This window comes from Hymenobacter duratus (assembly GCF_014698995.1).
In the GTDB taxonomy this organism is placed as follows: Bacteria; Bacteroidota; Bacteroidia; order Cytophagales; family Hymenobacteraceae; genus Hymenobacter; species Hymenobacter duratus.
This window is the reverse complement of the sequence record NZ_JACWZZ010000003.1, coordinates 527,491-543,719: the sequence shown is the minus strand read 5'-3', so window position 1 is coordinate 543,719 and position 16,229 is coordinate 527,491. Positions and strand designations below refer to the sequence as shown.

At 61.7% G+C, this 16,229-nt stretch carries 13 protein-coding genes; 8 read left to right on the top strand and 5 right to left on the bottom strand.

All coding sequences use genetic code 11. The features are described from left to right. The first annotated feature begins 123 nt into the window (after positions 1–123). Together IC231_RS15790 and IC231_RS15785 are read left to right on the top strand one after the other, a co-directional pair. Complete coding sequence (locus tag IC231_RS15790) at positions 124–666, top strand: DUF4136 domain-containing protein (protein ID WP_190785458.1); 543 nt, start codon at positions 124–126, stop codon at positions 664–666. 109 nt (positions 667–775) lie between these two features. Beyond that, positions 776–1,036 carry a hypothetical protein gene (locus IC231_RS15785; RefSeq protein WP_190785457.1) on the top strand — a complete coding sequence of 87 codons (261 nt, stop codon included), beginning with the start codon at positions 776–778 and terminating at the stop codon, positions 1,034–1,036. A 103-nt stretch (positions 1,037–1,139) separates the two neighbouring features. On the opposite strand, the gene IC231_RS15780 is transcribed toward IC231_RS15785, so the two are convergent. Further along, complete coding sequence (locus IC231_RS15780) at positions 1,140–1,643, bottom strand: hypothetical protein (protein WP_190785456.1); 504 nt, start codon at positions 1,641–1,643, stop codon at positions 1,140–1,142. 228 nt (positions 1,644–1,871) lie between these two features. On the opposite strand from IC231_RS15780, the gene IC231_RS15775 reads away from it, so the two are divergent. The 3 genes from IC231_RS15775 (at position 1,872) to IC231_RS15765 (ending at position 5,794) form a co-directional block, all read left to right on the top strand. Then, complete coding sequence (locus IC231_RS15775; protein WP_190785455.1) at positions 1,872–2,345, top strand: hypothetical protein; 474 nt, start codon at positions 1,872–1,874, stop codon at positions 2,343–2,345. Between the two features lie 544 nt (positions 2,346–2,889). Then, the gene (locus IC231_RS15770; protein ID WP_190785454.1) at positions 2,890–3,396 is read left to right on the top strand and encodes a hypothetical protein; all 507 of its coding nucleotides are present in this window, start codon (positions 2,890–2,892) and stop codon (positions 3,394–3,396) included. Positions 3,397–3,604: 208 nt separating this feature from the next. Further along, entirely contained in the window at positions 3,605–5,794 is a 2,190-nt protein-coding gene (locus tag IC231_RS15765; protein WP_190785453.1) for a TonB-dependent receptor, read from the top strand. On the opposite strand, the gene IC231_RS15760 is transcribed toward IC231_RS15765, so the two are convergent. From IC231_RS15760 to IC231_RS15745, 4 genes are all read right to left on the bottom strand, one after another. Next, on the bottom strand, positions 5,791–6,672 hold the full coding sequence (locus tag IC231_RS15760) for a glycerophosphodiester phosphodiesterase family protein (protein ID WP_190785452.1): 882 nt from the start codon (positions 6,670–6,672) through the stop codon (positions 5,791–5,793). The genes IC231_RS15765 and IC231_RS15760 overlap by 4 nt on opposite strands. Before the next feature lie 84 nt (positions 6,673–6,756). Beyond that, positions 6,757–8,262 carry a calcineurin-like phosphoesterase C-terminal domain-containing protein gene (locus IC231_RS15755; RefSeq protein ID WP_190785451.1) on the bottom strand — a complete coding sequence of 502 codons (1,506 nt, stop codon included), beginning with the start codon at positions 8,260–8,262 and terminating at the stop codon, positions 6,757–6,759. Positions 8,263–8,412: 150 nt separating this feature from the next. After that, positions 8,413–9,858 (bottom strand): SusD/RagB family nutrient-binding outer membrane lipoprotein, encoded by a 1,446-nt coding sequence (locus tag IC231_RS15750; protein ID WP_190785450.1) that lies wholly within the window; start codon positions 9,856–9,858, stop codon positions 8,413–8,415. Between the two features lie 149 nt (positions 9,859–10,007). Beyond that, entirely contained in the window at positions 10,008–13,142 is a 3,135-nt protein-coding gene (locus IC231_RS15745; protein ID WP_211539107.1) for a SusC/RagA family TonB-linked outer membrane protein, read from the bottom strand. Positions 13,143–13,431: 289 nt separating this feature from the next. Between IC231_RS15745 and IC231_RS15740 the strand changes: the two genes are divergently transcribed. The 3 genes from IC231_RS15740 (at position 13,432) to IC231_RS15730 (ending at position 16,229) form a co-directional block, all read left to right on the top strand. Continuing rightward, a complete protein-coding gene (locus IC231_RS15740) occupies positions 13,432–14,136 on the top strand; it encodes a hypothetical protein (protein ID WP_190785448.1) in 705 nt (234 codons plus the stop codon). Positions 14,137–14,221: 85 nt separating this feature from the next. After that, positions 14,222–15,295: a sensor histidine kinase gene (locus IC231_RS15735; RefSeq protein WP_211539105.1), complete on the top strand. Its 1,074-nt coding sequence runs from the start codon at positions 14,222–14,224 to the stop codon at positions 15,293–15,295. Between the two features lie 136 nt (positions 15,296–15,431). After that, entirely contained in the window at positions 15,432–16,229 is a 798-nt protein-coding gene (locus IC231_RS15730) for a LytR/AlgR family response regulator transcription factor (protein WP_190785446.1), read from the top strand.

Below are 16,229 nucleotides of genomic sequence, written 5' to 3'. Positions count from 1 at the left end.
GCCTGGCCTGCGCCATACCATTCGTATTGGCTTCTGCGTACACCCGCTTATCAGGCCGGGCTGCTGCCGCTGGGGCTGACTGCTGCCAGGTTCCCAGGACACCTTTTTACACATTCCAACGCTATGAAACTCTTCCTGCTGCTGCTGGTACTGCTGGCCGGTGCGGCCTGCTCGCCGGTCCGGGTAGAATCCACGACCCAGGCGCCGGGCGTTGATTTCTCGGCGTACAAAACCTACAACTTTCTGGACGTGACGGCCCGCAATGAGGACGCTTTCCGGGGCAGCAGCGCCAACATCGCCAACCTGAAGCAGGCCGTGGCGCGCGAAATGGAGCTACGCGGCTATCAGCGCGCCGACTCGCCCGACTTGTGGGTGAACATTGGCGTAGTAACGGAAGCGAAGGTGCAGACGCGCGAAACCAATATTCAGTGGGACGGGCCCCGCTACATCGGGCAGCGCAACTACCACTGGCAGGTGCAGCAGGTGCCGGCCGGCACCTACCGCGAAGGCACCGCTACCGTGGATATTGTGGATGCCGCCCGCAACGAGCAGATCTGGCAGGGCGTGGCGGCCAGCCCGCTGTCAAAAGACCCCGAAAAGCTCGCCGCCCGCATAGATGAAGGCATAGCCACCATGTTTAGGGAGTATCCGGTGGCTCCCCGGTAAGGCAGAAAGTGCCGCGCAACAGTTACTCCATCACCTGCCGAACCGTACTGCCGGACTACCGGATGCCCGCAGCGGAAACCGAAAATCCTACCCTTGCCTCTTCCCCCTTATGAAAAAGAAAGCAACTGCCCGCGTTATCATTGGCGCTTCTCTGGCCGCCGTGGCCGGGGCCTACTTCAGCTACACCCGGGGCCAGTGGCCGTTCAAGAGCGTGCCCGCCTGCTCCGCCGCCGACATCGAGAGAAAGCGCAAAGCCGCCACGGCTTCCGTGGATGTGGCCCTCACCAACGAAGTAGCCAGCCACACGCAGCACAACCCCAACAACGCCGCCAGCTTCACCGACGACGGCGCTACCGGCAACGCCGACTAAGCAGCTCCGGCTGCCAGCTCAAAAAGCCCCGTTCTGCGAAGAGCGGGGCTTTTGCGTGGGGTACGGAAGAGGCCCGCGTGGCGGGGCCGAAACGCCGGCCGGACTAGGTCCGCAGCCAGCGCTCCATGCGCGGAAAACCAGCGGTGGTGGTCAGCCCCATCCATACCAGCAGCGGCAGCCCGATGTACCGGCCGCCCGTGAAGCTGCTGATCAGCCAGTCGCTCTGGCCCTTGTAGCCATCAGGATGAAACACCACGGCGGGCGGCAGGCCCAGGTGGTGCGCGGCGGCGTAGCTCCAGGCCAGCACCGCCATTTCCTCGCCTTCTTTCTCGGGGTGGTGCTCCGTGACGTTGCCGCCCACGGCGGGCCGTTCGGCGGCGGGCGTCACGGCCAGGTGGCCGGCTTCGTGAAGAATGTCGCCGGGGTAGAGCAGGCGGCTACGGTCCAGCACCAGCGCGCCGCGCTCCAGCAGCAGCCCCGGCAGAAACGTGGGCTGCCGGAGCGTGGCCTCGCGCACCTCCAGCCCGATTTCACGCACGAAAGCCAGCAGTGGGTCGACCTGGGCAGCCGGCGCGGCTTTGGGTTTCGAGGAGAACAGGCGGAACATAGGCACGCAGCAAAAAAACGAGGGTAGAAACAAAGTCCCAAAGTAAGGCCGTCAGCCGGGAAATTACACGCTCGCTGCCACTGCCGATTTTTTTGGAAGACAGGCTTGCATTCGTTGGATTTTCCCGGCATCTTTCTCTCCTGCTATCCTATCCGACTATCCCTGTTTATACACCGAAATGGGGCCTGAGCTGCTTTTCCGCTTTTTCACCCTTTACCCCCATTTCTCATGCTCAACCGCATATCCGTTACCATTCCCGCCGACGTCAAGCAGAAGGTTGACGACGCCATTGCCCTCATTAAAGAAGAGATGACCCCCTACCTGCACCCGCTCACCCCCGACGAGCGGCAGGGCATCGTGAAGATGGGCGACCGGTCGTTGGGCTTCATGACCAAGATTGACGAGTACGGCACGGCCACGCCCGGCTTTGTGCCATCCTTCGTCGATTTCAAGGAAATGAAGCTCGATATCAAGGCCACCAACGACCTGGCCAGCTTCTTCCGCCCCCTGCAGCAGCTCTCCACCGACATAGAAAGCACCATGATGCAGACCGGCGGCGAGGCCTACACCGATGCGCTGGTGGTGTACCGCAACATCCAGAGTGCCGCCAAGGCCAACATGCCCGGCGCCCAGGCCGCCTACGAGGAGTTGAAAGGCCGCTTCGCCAAACAACCCAAAAAGGAAGCTGCGTCCAAGCCCTAGACGGTTTAAACCGCCGCCGCATCACCCCAAACTGCCTCGCCTGGTCCTCCGGGCGGGGCAGTTGTGCTTCCGAACCCCTCCGGTGGTCTTCGGAAGTGGTCCGGTGGTCCGGCGAAGTGCAACGATGATCTTCAGAAGTGCAACGATGGTCCTCGGAGGCCCATCGTTGGTCCGTGGAAGTGGTCGGATGGTCCTCCGGGGACCATCGGAAGGGTTCGGAGGTAGGTTGGTGGGCTTCGGAACCTCTCCGATGGTCCTCGGAGCATACCTAGCGCGATACTATCTCCGCCCTCGCTCGGCTGGGCCGAGTGAGGCCTACGCCCCAGCAGCTGTGTTGCGCGCGTCTGCGGGCACAGGACAAGCGGCTCGGGTGGATTGCGGGGCGTAGCCCCTCAGGCGTAGAACTCACTGGGCCCAGCCGAGCGAGTCCAGGGCAACTTAGTGCCGTCTTAAAATAATGTGGACGATATATACATATATAATTTATTTTGGTTGATAGCCTTCATATGCTATATTCATTGATCAAGAATCAACCCATAATATCATGGCTATTTCAGAAGATAAGTTGAGGATTTACGACCGTGTACTAGCCACTTTCTCATCCCTAGCTCTCCTGATAGGAGGATTTTGGACAGTTTGGGAGGTGATAGAGACTAAAGACAAAGAGAATTACTTAGCTGAACAGAAAGTGAGTATCGAAAAATTTAACGAGAAGAAGTCGATTTATTATGAATTATGTGAGGCGGAGTCTGAAATTGCAGCGTGTAATACATATGATGAAGTTGTTATGGCTCAAAAGCATTTTAGGAAATTATTTTTTGGTAAAGCTCATATGATTTCATATTTGGATGCGGAGGTAAATAATCAAAAAATAGATTTTAGAGATTCATTAGATAATTACTTGTTTAATAAGCCAAAGATTGACCCTATTGATTATTTTGGAGGGTCTGTCCTTGCTCTTTCTGATATATGTAATAAAAAGTTGAACGTTGACTCATTATACAAATCATATGATAGTCGGAAAATAGTGCAATTGACCTTAATAAAGTAGTGCACTGGATACTGGCTAGTTATCATATGATATGTTTGCAAGCAAATGATGAGGCTCAATAAGGCTTGTATAAGCAAGTAGTTAACTCAAGCAGCACAACCGTCTCCACCTCCTACATTTCATCCGCCTAATCTGACGCTTCGGTAACCGCAAGTTTCTACGGCCCCGGCAGCCGCCCACTTTTGGGTATCACCTAGCTGCTACCCCCATGAAACGTCTGCTACTCGTGCTCCTGCTGCTGGCCCCTCTGCTGGGGCTGCGCGCCCAAACTCCCACGCTGCTCCAGGGCACTATCCATGACGGGCAGGGCCAGCCGCTGCCGGGCGCCAACGTATTTCTGCGCGGCACCTTCGATGGCACTGCTACCGATTCGCTGGGCGTGTTTCGGCTGGAAACCACCCAGGCCGGAGCGCAGGTGCTGGTGCTGAGTCTGCTGGGCTACGAACCCCAGAACCTGCCCATCCAGTGTACCGGCCAGCCCCTCAAGCTGCAGTTGAAGATGAAGGCCGACCGCCACCAGCTGGGCGGCGTTACCATCACGGCCGGTGCTTTTGAGGCCAGCGACGAGAAGCGCGGCGCCGTGCTCAAGCCCCTCGACATCGTGACAACGGCCGGCGCGCTGGGTGACGTAGCCGGGGCCTTGAATGCCCTGCCCGGCACCACGCGGGTAGGGGAGGAAGGCAAGCTGTTTGTGCGCGGCGGCGCCGCCCACGAAACCAAAACATACCTCGATGGCCTGGCCGTACAGACGCCCTACAACGGCTCGGTGCCCAGCGTGCCGGCACGGGGGCGGTTTTCGCCTTTCCTGTTTAAAGGCACCGTGTTCAGTACCGGTGGCTACTCGGCCGAGTACGGGCAGGCGCTGAGCGCCGTGGTGCTGCTCAACACCACCGACCTGGCTCCCGAAACCCAGACCGGCGTGAGCGTCATGTCGGTGGGCGGCAGTCTGAGCCGGGTGCAGCGCTGGGAGCGGACGTCGGTGGCCGTTACGGCCGATTACGTGAACCTGCAACCGTATTTCGGGCTGGTGCCGCAGTCGTTTGGCTGGGTGAAGGCTCCGCAGACGCTGGGCAGCTCCGTGAGTCTGCGCCACCGCACCGGCGCGGCCGGCATGCTGAAAGTGTACGGCGTGTGGCAGCAGCAGCGCCTGGGTCTGCGCCAGCCCAACGAGCAGCTCAGCGCCGAGCGGACCGTGGGGCTCTACAACGGCAACGGCTACCTCAACGCCACGTTCCGCAGCCCGCTACGCGGCGGCTGGAGCCTGCAAACCGGGGCCGCCTTCACCCGCGACGACAACACGGTGCGCCCCGACGCAGTCCGGCTGCAGGAGCTGGAGCAAAGCCTCATCGGGCGCGTGGTGCTCACCAACGATTCGGCGGGTGCCAACTGGACCCTGAAAGTGGGGGCGGAAGGCCTGGGCCAGCAGTACCGCCGCACCTACCAGGAAACCAGCGGCGCCCCTACCTGGAATGCCGGCCGCTTCACGGAGCGCCGCGCCGCCGCCTTTGCCGAGGCCGATATCAGCCTTTCGGACCGCTTGATGGCGCGGGCCGGGGCCCGCACCGAATACTCGGGGCTGCTGAACCGGTGGAATGCGGCGCCACGCCTGGCGCTGGCCTGGCAGACCGGAGCCAACAGCTCGGTCTCGGGGGCCTACGGCCTGTTTTATCAGACGCCCACCAACGACCTGCTGCGCGTGAGCAGCGCCCTGCGCTTCGAACGGGCCCGGCACGCCATGCTCACTTACCAGCGCACCCACGACAACAAAACGCTGCGGGCCGAAGCCTACCACAAGACCTACCACCACCTCACCGTCTTCGACCCGGAGCGCCCTACCGATGCCAGCACCTACCGCAGCACCGGCACCGGCTATGCCCGCGGCCTCGACCTGTACTGGCGCGACCGGAAGAGCCTGAAAAACACCGATTACTGGATCAGCTACGGCTTTCTGGACACGCGCCGCCAGTCCCGGCAAGACCCGGTGTCGGCCATGCCCACCTTCGCAGCGCGGCACAACCTGAACCTGGTGGGCAAATACTGGGTGGCAAAGCTGCACACGCAGGTGGGCTTCACGGCCAGCTACGGCAGCCCGCGCCGCTACCACAATCCCAACCAGGAAGGCTACAACCAAGGCCGCCTGCCCAGCTACCAGGACCTGAGCCTGAACGCCAGCTACCTCACCACCATTGGCAAGCAGTTTACCATCCTCTACGTGAGCGTGAGCAACGTGCTGGGCCGCGAGAATGTGTTCGGCTACCGCTTCGCCGACACGGCCGCACCGGATGGTTCCTTCGGCCGCACGGCCGTTACGCCGTCGGCTCCGCGTATGCTGTTCGTAGGCGTATTCGTTTCGATCAACAAGAACCAGAAAGTGGACCTGAACACCGCACCCGATTAGCGCCCCGTGGCCGGGAACAGGTCGGGGTAGTCGGTGATGATGCCGTCCACTCGCAGCTGCACCAGCCGCTCTATGGCGTCGGCGGAATTGACGGTCCAGGGAACAACGCGAATGTGCTGCCGGTGGCACTCGGCCACCAGCTCGGCCGTCACCAGCCGGTAGGCCGGACTGTAGATGGTAGGGCGGAAGCTGAGCCGGGCCAGGTTCGAGGCCAGGTCCGGCTGGTTCTCGACGAGCAGGGCCGTGGCCAGGGCAGGGGAGAGGCGGTGAACTACCTCCAGCGTGCGCGGGTCGAAAGACTGAATGGTAACGCGGCTTTCGATGCCCTTGGCCCGCACCACGGCCAGCAGCAGCTGCACAAATTCCTCGGGGGCCGGATGCAGCACGTCGTCGCCGGCCGGCGTGGTTTTGGTTTCGAGGTTGTAGCGCGGCGCGGGCAGCTTTTTCAGGCGGGCGTAGGCCTCCGCCGAGTCGATGACTTCTGACAGCAGAGGTTTGTAGGTGCGCAGCTTCTGCTGCCTCGGAAACTTGGCGTAGGGCTTGCTGCCCACATCGTAGCGCCTGATTTCGGCATAGGGCAGGGCGTAGAGGCGCAGCTGCTTTTCCTCCGCTTTGGTGATAGGCAGGCCATCGGGCCGCAGCACGAAATCGGCGTTCATAACCGGGTCGTGGGAGAGCAGCACCTGCTTGTCCTGGCTGATGCACAGATCCATTTCCAGCGTCGTTACGCCCAGTTCCTGGGCTTTGCGCATGGCCGGGATAGTGTTTTCGGGCATCAGGCCGCGGCAGCCACGGTGGCCCTGCCGGTCGAAGGAGGCCAGTTGAGCGCTAGCGCCGGAAGCTGATAAAAGAGCAAGTAGCAGGACCAGGAATTTCATATGCAGCGCAACGGACGTGGAGAAAAAAACTCCGTAGTCCAGAGTGGTAGCCCTGCACTACGGAGTGAAAACGGTTCGATGAGCCTACGCCGTCAGCGTATCGGTGTATACCTGCCCGAACCGGTCGGTGACTTCTACGCGAATCTGCCGGGCCTGCGCCGATACGTTGGCCACGAACAGGTGCTCGGTGAGGGTGGGGTCTACCCATTTATGCTTGGCGGGCAGGGCCGGACCGGCGTGCAGCCGCACCGACAGCGGGTCGAGGCCGGTGTATTGCTCCATCTCGCCTTTGCGCACCCCGTCTTCAAACCAGGCTACTTTCCAGGTGGGGTCCCAGTTCCAGACGTTCACGGCCAACGCCTCGGGGCGTTCCGGCAGGCTGCCTTTCGGGTAGATGCGAAACTGGTGGCTGCGCTCCTGCCCGAGGGCTTTGTAGTACCAAGTCAGCTCCGGGCCGCGCACTTCGTATACGCCGTAGCCGCCGGGCGTGCCATCGGTGCAGATGGGGCCCGTCCACCACGCGCCGCACACCGTGCCGTGCACGTGCTCGGTCACGTTGTCGGCGGTTTGCAGCACCTCATTAAAGTGCGTGTGGCCCGACATAATGTGCGCTTTGTAGGGCTGTAGCAGCCGGTACAGCTCCTTGCGGTTGGCTACCACGCCGCCCATCGGCTCCTCCTTTTCCTTGTTGCGGATGTGCTGCCGGGTGTAGGGCGGAATGTGCAGGCTCACCACCACTGTTGTGCCGGCTTTCACGTGCGCCAGGTCCTGCTCCAGCCACGCCAGCTGCCGCTCCGTGAGGTAGCCGATGTACTTCTTGGCGGCCCCGATAAAAAAGACGTCATCCAGCACCACGTAGTGGATTTCGCCGCGGTTGAAGGAGTAGTAGGTGGGGCCGAATAGCTTCTTGAACGTGTCGGCTGAGCCTTCGTCGGTACGGGCCGTGAGGTCCATGTCGTGGTTGCCAATCACCTGGAAGAACGGAATGCCGGTGCTGGCCACGCCCTGCTGGTAATCCTCGAACAGCTCGAAATGGTCCCAGACCAGGTCGCCGCACCCGATGCCGTGAAACAGCGGGCCCGCGCCGTATCCTGCCACCAGCTTCTGCGTGTCGGGTACGGCCGTGGCCTTGAATTCGGCGGCGTCGGCTTTGGAAATCATCTGCGGGTCGGCCCACACGACAAAGTTGTGCCGGGTATCGTCCTGCGTGAGCTTGCGCAGCTCAAAATCTGCCCTGAACCGGCCCCGTACGGGCTCCTTCTTGCGGTAAAAACGCGCCACGCCCTGCTCGTGCGGAAACTCGTAGCCGCGCGGCACCGAGATATAGACGAATTCAGCGGCCCCGCTGCTTTCCAGCTCGTACTGGCCCTTCGCATCGGTGAGCACCACGCTGATGCCGTCCGTCACGGCTACGCCCGCTATGCCCTGCCCACCCGCATGCACTTTGCCGGTGAGCGTAGCTACGGCCGTTTCCCTACCAGTAGCCGTCGGGGACGTTTGGGGCCGGGCCAGGCCCAGGTTCACGTCCAGCGTAACGCCCAGTCCGGCCAGGCCAATGGATTTGAGGAAGGTTCTGCGTTGTTGCGACATGCTATTCCGTAAGAGTAAGATTGTTGAATGAACGTCATGCTGCGCTTGCCGAAGCATCTCTACCGCTTCGTCCTCAAAAACAGGCATGAGGGTAGTGGCAGAGATGCTTCGGCAAGCGCAGCATGATGGTTGAACCAGTAGTTGGGTAGCCTATTTTTCCCACCACACTTTGGTGTTCACGTCGTCGGCGCCCATGGCCTGCACGGCAGCGCGGTAGTTGGTGCCGTTGTTGGTCTGCACCACCAGCGGGTAGCGGAAGCGCACCGGCATACGGCCGCCGTTCTGCAGATCCTGGCCGCGGGGCAGCACCGGCAGGCCCGTGCGGCGGTACTCAAACCATTGCTGGTAGTCGTTGAAATACAGTGCGTAGTACTTCTGCAGCATGATGCGGGCCAGCGACCCGTCGTAAGCCGCGGCCGTGTTCTGGAAATAGGTAGTGGGCAACACCGCGCCCCACTGCTCCACCGCTGCCTTTACGCCCCGCTCGTAGTGGGTGCGGTCGTCGGCGGTCGTCCAGCCTTTCTGCGCGGCCTCAGCCCGGATGAATTCCACCTCGGCGTAGCTCATCAGCACCGACTGCATGGGCGCGGCTACCGTGGCCGTTACCAGCGCTATGTTCTGGTTGGAAGGCTGAAACTGAAACTGCGCGTCGCTGCCCCCATAGGCGCTCGGAATACCCCGGTAGCCGATGGTGGTGCTGCCGGTCTGGGTGCGGGCCTGGGTGTTGAATTTGGGCAGGCGCGGGTCGCTCCAGGCGTTGAGGTTGTCGATGAAGAATTCGGCCGCCGCGCGGAACGTGGTGAAATCGACGGCGCGGCCCCACGGCGACACGTTGGGTGCCACGCCCGTGATTTTCAGGATGGCTGCCTCGCTGTTCTGCGTGAATACCGGGTAGCGGGTCGGGTCGTTGAGCATGGCTGCCAGCCGGGTGGGGGCGTTCATCTCCGGGCGCTTGCTTACGCGCAGCAGCAGGCGCAGGCGCAGCGAGTTACAGAACCGCCGCCAGTTGGCCACGCTGTTGTTGTAGAGCAGGTCGCTGCCGTAGCTCATTGGCTTGGCGGTATCAAACAGGCCGTTGGCGCGGTCCAGGTCGTCGAGCAGCTGGGTGTAGATTTGCTGCTGCGAGTCGAAGGCCGGGTACAGAATGCCTTCCTCGGCGCGGCTGGCCTCGGTCATGGGCACGTCGCCGAAACAGTCGGTGAGGTTGGCGTACACCCAGGCGTTCAGGGTCATGGCCACGGCCTCGTAGTTGGGGTCCTGGGCAGCCACGGCCGCGGCGCGCATCTCCCGGATGTTAGCCAGCCAGCGGTAGTACGTGGTCCAGGTCGAGTTGCCGGCGCTTTCGCTCACCACATAGCGGTGCACCCCACCCGATACGCTCGGAAACGGCAGCGCCACCTGCATGATGTCGAACGTGAAGGCATCGGCGCGCTGCGTATTGAAGGCCGCTACCTCGTACACAATCGGGTTGAGCAGCGTGCCCGGACTGATTTTCTCGATGCGGTTGGGGTCGGTGTTCAGCTCCTCAAATCCATCGGTGCAGGAAGCCAAGCCACTGCTCAGGGCCAGCAGTAGCAGGAGAGTATAGTTTTTCATTGGAAACAGGAAGTCAGGAGAAGGGAAGGTTTTCAGAACGTCATGCTGAGCTTGTCGAAGCATCTCTACCGCTTCGTTGAGAATCGGTAGGCGAAGCGGTAGAGATGCTTCGACAAGCTCAGCATGACTGTTCTGATGATATGCACCTGTTAAAACTGCAGCGTCAGGTTCACGCCCATCGTGCGAGTGGAGGGCAGCTGGCCGATTTCCACGCCGGGCAGGATGGTGCCGCCGTTCAGGGCCGCCGTTTCGGGGTCGAACATGGGGAACTTGGTCCACATGGCCAGGTCGCGGCCGTAGAGGCCGATGGTGGCGCCGGTCAGGGCTTTGGTGCGGGCCAGCAGCGCAGTGGGCAGGTTGAATTCGAGACGAGCTTCGCGCAGCTTGATGTAAGAAGCGTCAAACGAGTTGCTCTCGATGTTGGCGCGGCGGTAGTACTCGGCGTAGTAAGCCGCCGGAATGACCTTGGTCGTGTTCGGCGAGAAGGTGCCGTCGGCGTTTCGCACCACTCCGTCGCCGATGATGAAGCCTTCCTCGCGGCCCGGCAGCGTCGATTTCAGCTTGCCCTGCTCGCTCATTTTGTGGTGAGTCTGCGAGTACACGATGCCGCCATACTGCCCGTCGAAGAGCACGCTCACCCGGAAATTCTTGTAGGAAAACTCGTTCAGCAGGCCGCCTTTCCAGTCGGCGTAGGCGCGCCCGATGTACTTGATGGCGGCCGGCTGCACCGGCAGGCCGTCTTTGTTGTAGATGATCTGGCCGTCGGGCGAGTAGTCGAAGCCGAAGCCGTAGATGTCGCCGGTGGTGCCACCCACGGTGGCCAGAATGGTGGCCGTGCCGCCGGTGCCAATCACCTGCTGATCGGTCAGGCCCTCGGCCAGGCTCAGCACCTTGTTGCGGTTGCGGGCCCAGGTGCCGGTAGTTTTCCACTTGAAGGCGTTGTTGTCGATGGGCCGGGCGTTGAGCACCACTTCCACGCCTCGGTTGCGCACCTCGCCGGCATTGAGCAGGGCGCGGCTGTAGCCGGTGGTGGGGTCGATGGGCACTTCCAAAATCTGGTTGCGCGTGGTGTTCTGGTACACGGTCACATCGGCCCCGATGCGGCCCTGGAACATCAGGTACTCCACGCCGGCCTCGTAGCTGGTCGTAATTTCGGGCTTGAAATCCGTATTGAACAGCGTGGTGGGTACCGAGCCCGCGCCGGGAAAGTCGCTACGGCCGTAGTACTTGCGGGTGTAATACGGGTCGGTGTCGTTGCCGACCTGCGCCGCCGACAGCCGCAGCTTCGCCAGCGAAATAGACGTGGGCATCGGCAGCAGCTCATTCAGAATAAAGCTGGAGCTGATGGACGGGTAGAAGAACGAGTTGTTCTGCACCGGCAGCGTGCTCGACCAGTCGTTGCGCCCGGTCAGATCCACGAAGATCTTGTCGTCGAACGACAGCGAGGTGAGGGCGTAGAGGCTGTGGATGCGGCGGGCCGTGGTGGTGCTGGTCAGTAGCGGGTTGCTGAGGCCGTTGGTGAGCTTGTACACGCCCGGAATTACGAGGCCTTCCACCACGCCGTCGGTGCCCCGGTAGCGGCGGTACATGGCGTTGCCGCCCACCGAAGCCCGCAGGTCGAAGTGCTGGCCCAGCTGCTCGTGGTAGGTCAGCAGGAAGTCGGTGTTGGCCTCGTAGTTGCTGATATCCTGCTGCTTGAAGTAGCCTTTCTGGAAGTTGGCCGTGCTGTAAGGGCGGCGCATTTCGCGGTTTTCCTGGCTCAGGGCAATGCCCGAGCGGGCCAGCAGGCTCAGCTTCGGCGTGAGGTCGTAGGTGGCCGAGAGGTTGCCCACGGTGGTGCGCGTCGTCACGGCGTTGGTCATCTCGTAGGCAATCAGAAACGGATTGTCGATGAACGAGCTGAACGGGTGCACCTGGTCTATTTGGTCGAAGCCTTTTTTCCAGATGGTGCGGTACGCATCGAGCGGCACGTTGGGGTTCTGGAAAATCATAAAGTACGACAACGACTGGTTGTTGTAGCCGGTGGCGGGCAGGTTGTCGCTGGTGCGGTTCGTGAAGTTGACTTTGCCGGCCAGCTTCAGCTTGCTGGCAATGGTCTGGTTCACGCTCAGGGCCGCCGTCAGCCGCTCGTAGCCCGTATTGGGCATGATCCACTCGTTTTTGGAGTGCGTCACGGAGGCCCGCGCCGAGCTGGTTTCGTTGCCGCCTTCCAGTGCCACGCTATTGGTGAGCGTGGAGCCAGTCCGGAAAAAGCCCTTGATATTGTCTTTGTACGGCACCCACGGCAGCCGCTCCGCCGATTGGGCTTGCGTGACGGGGTCGTACTGGTAATACATCTGCCCGTTGAACTTCGGGCCGAAGGCGCTGCTGGTGCCGCCGGTGTTGGCCCCGTCGGCTGAGGCACCGTAGGAGTAGTACATGTCGCCGGCCGCGTTGAAGGCGCGGCCGGTACCCTGGCCGTACTCGTACTGATACTCGGGCCACTGCAGCACGGTGTTCACGCTGTAGTTGCTGTTCACCGTCACACCCAGACCTTTCTTTTTGCGCGAACCAGTTTTGGTGGTGATGATGAGGGCGCCGTTGGCGGCGCGGCTGCCATACAGCGCCGTAGCGCTGGCACCCTTCAGCACCGTGATGCTGGCAATATCGTCGGGGTTGATGTCGGCAATGCCGTTGCCGAAGTCCACGGGCACGTCGTTGCCGGAGCCGGCCCCGTAGGCGCTGCTTACGCCGGAGCTGGTCAGGCCGCTGTTCATGGGCACGCCATCCAGCACAATCAGGGCATTGTTGCCGTTGGGGTTCAGGGAGTTGTCGCCACGCAGCGAAATGCGGGTGGAGTTCACCGGACCCGAGCCTGCCGAAATCAGGCTCAGGCCCGCCACCTTGCCCGACAGCGCCTGCGAGAAGTTGTTCGGGCGGGCTTCCAGCAGGGCGTCGCCGCCAATTGTCTGAGTAGCGTAGCCCAGGGCCTTTTGCTCCCGCTTGATGCCCAGAGCCGTCACGACCACCTCATTCAGCTGCTTGGTATCAGGTGTGAGCCGCAGGTTGAGCTGGGTTTTGCCTTCTACCGGTACTTCGCGCGTCAGGAAGCCGATATAGGTCACGAGCAGCACTGCATCGGAAGGCGCGCTGATGGTGTAGGCCCCCTGCGCATCAGTAGAGGTGCCGTTGGTAGTGCCCTTCACTACCACAGTGGCACCGGGCAGGGCCTGGCCCTGGTCGTCGGTTACGCTACCCGAAACGGATTGGGATTGTGCCAGGGCGCTGGTGCTCAGAAAAAGCACAGGGAGGCCCGTCGCACAGAGCCGGGTGGCTCGAGCTAAGTAACTGTGAGGCATAGTTTTGGGAGGTTATTTCGACCGCAAAACTACCGGCCTCCCATTATCAGAATATTACCGGAAGAATAAGCAATTGTATAGTTCACGGCATTACTGAGCGGCTGTAGAAAAAGCCCGAATCCGGTATGACGACGCTTCATCCGGCGTATCCGACACTTCGGCAACTGCCAGTTTGCTGGCGGCTTAGCGGCGCGCACCTTTGAATCACTCAACCGCCACTAACCTCCTTTACATCATGAAAAAGACGCTCCTCCTGCTCGCCCTCGCCGCCTCCTTCGCCGCGCAAGCCCAGATGCCAACTACCGCTGCTGCTCCCGCTGCCACCGCCGCTGCCCCTGCTGATGCCTACACCACCATGATGGCTGCTACCATCTCGGAACTGATGAAATCGGGGGAAGTGCCCCAACTCATGCAGGCCGATGCCAAGCTGGAACGCGCCGCGGCCGTGGCCCCGCAGGACTGGCTGCCCCGCTACTACCAAGCGTATGCCCGCGTTATTGCCTGCTTCGTGACCAAAGAGGGCGACGAGGCCAAGGACAAATACCTCGACCAGGCCGATGCCGCCCTGGCCCAGGCCCGCAAGCTGCGCGGCGACGAGTCGGAGGTGAGTGCGCTACAGGCCTACATCTACCAGGGCCGTATCATGGTTTCGCCGATGACGCGCTTTATGGCCTACGGCGGCAAGGTAGAAGACGCTCTGACCCAGGCCCAGACGGCCAACCCCCAGAACCCCCGCGTGCTGCTGCTGCGCGGCAACAACCTCTACTTCCGGCCCAAGATGGTAGGCGGTGGCGCTGAGGCCGCCAAACCTTTCTACGACCAGGCCAAGGTGAGCTACGCTGCCTTCAAACCCGCCTCGGTGCTGGCGCCTAACTGGGGCGAGCGGCAGCTGCTGGGCCGCCTGAAGCAGTACGAAACGGCTACCAGCAGTGCCCAGTAGCCGGGTGCCTCTGGCCGCCGCCGAGTTGGCGCTGGCTGACCCGGATGCTGCCGGTTTCTGCTTAGATTCGGGCCCTTCTTCCGCCATGAACGACCAGCATCCTGCGCTTCTGCCCCTGCACCGCCGCCCCCGGGAGCTGTTCCGGCTGCTGGCTATACTGCTGCTGATAGCGGCCGTGATAAGCGTGAGCATGGACCCGGCCGCCTGGGGCAATCTGCCGGAAATGCTGCTCAACTTCATCATCACCTTTGCCTACACGGCCGGGCTGTGGCTGGTGAACGGCTACGCGGTGGAGTGGCTCAACTCCCGCGCCGACTGGACCCGGCAGCCCGCGCGCCGCTTTCTGTTCACGCTGGTAGCCTCCCTGGTGGCCTCGCTGGTGGTTATTCTGCTGGTAAACGGCACGTTTCATGTGCTGTATCTGCACCAGCCGGTCCAGCGGATATTTGCCGCCCGCATGTGGCCGCAGTATGCGTTTCCGCTGATTATAACCGGGGTGGTGTCGCTGTTTCTGCACAGCCGCTCGTTCCTGCAGCACTGGCGCGAGGCCGCCATCCGGGCCGAGCGGGTGGAAAAGGAAAACGCCGTAGCCCGCCTCGATTCGTTGCGCCGCCAGGTAGATCCGCACTTCCTGTTCAACTCCCTGAACGCCCTCACGTCGCTGGTGGAGGAAGACCCCAGCCGCGCCGTGCGCTTCATCCGGCAGCTCAGCCAGGTCTACCGCTACGTGCTCGACAGCCAGGAGCAGGAAGTGGTATCGGTGGCGGAGGAAATGCGCTTCGTGGAGTCGTATCTGTTTCTGCAAAGAACCCGGCTGGGCGAGGGGTTGAGCGTGGAGCTGAAGCTGCCTCCTGCGGCTGCGTTGGAAACACTGCTGGTGCCCCCGCTGGCCGTGCAGTTGCTGCTCGAAAACGCCCTCAAGCACAACGCCACCAGCCAGCGCGACCCGCTGCGCATCACGGTGGAGCTGGATGCTGCCGCGCGCCGGCTCACAGTACGCAACACCTTGCGCTACCGCCGCGTGCCCGAAGGCGAATCGACGGGCCTGGGCCTGCAGAACCTGCAGGCACGCTATGCTTTCCTGACGAGCGAGTTGGTGGTAGTAATCAAAACCGAAACCGAATTCCTTGTAACGCTGCCGCTGCTGGAGTTGGAATAAATGCACAAGCTCCGCAGCGCCGTGCTAAGCTGGCCGCAGCGGCAGTGCTGCCTCGGCCAGCTTACCTGTTAACTTCCTTCTCTGGTAAGCAGTAACCAGTTGCTGCTTACTATACTAACAAGCCTCTGCCTTTTTTATGGCCCTCATTACCACGCAACCGCTCCGCGCCCTCATCATCGAAGACGAACCACTGGCTGCCAACCGCCTGGCGGGGCTCCTGAAAAAGCAGCCGCAGCCGGTAGAAATAGTGGGCATGGCCGAATCGGTGGTGGAGGCGGAGACGCTGCTGCGGGCGTTGCAGCCCGCGCCCGACGTGTTGTTTCTGGATATTCATCTGGCCGATGGGCTGAGCTTCGAGCTGTTTGAGCGGCTCGAAATCCGCAGCCCGGTCATTTTCACTACGGCCTACGACAAGTATGCGCTGCGGGCGTTCAAAGTGAACAGTGTGGACTACCTGCTCAAGCCCATAGCCCCGGAGGAGCTGACGGCGGCGCTGGCCAAGCTGCAGCGCCAGCGCGAAGCGGCCACCCCACAGTTTGATGCGGCGCTGCTGGCACGCGTGCTGCAGCAGGCGCAGCCAGCCAAAGAGTATAAGTCCCGGTTTGTGGTGCGGGTGGGCGAGCATCTGAAGGCCATCCCGGTGGAGCAGATTGCCTACTTCGCCAGCCTGGAAAAAGTGACGCTGCTGCATACCCGTGAGGGCCGCCGCTTTGTGGTGGACTACACGCTGGAGCAGCTGGAGCAGATGCTCGACCCTACGGAGTTCTTCCGCCTCAACCGCGCCTATCTGGCTCATGCCGAGGCCATCCACGACATCATCCACTACACTAATTCGCGCCTGCAAACTGTCCTCAAGCCCGCCGCCCCCGACAACGACACCGTACTGGTCAGCCGCGAGAAAGTAGCCGCCTTCAAGGCCTGGCTGGACCGCTAA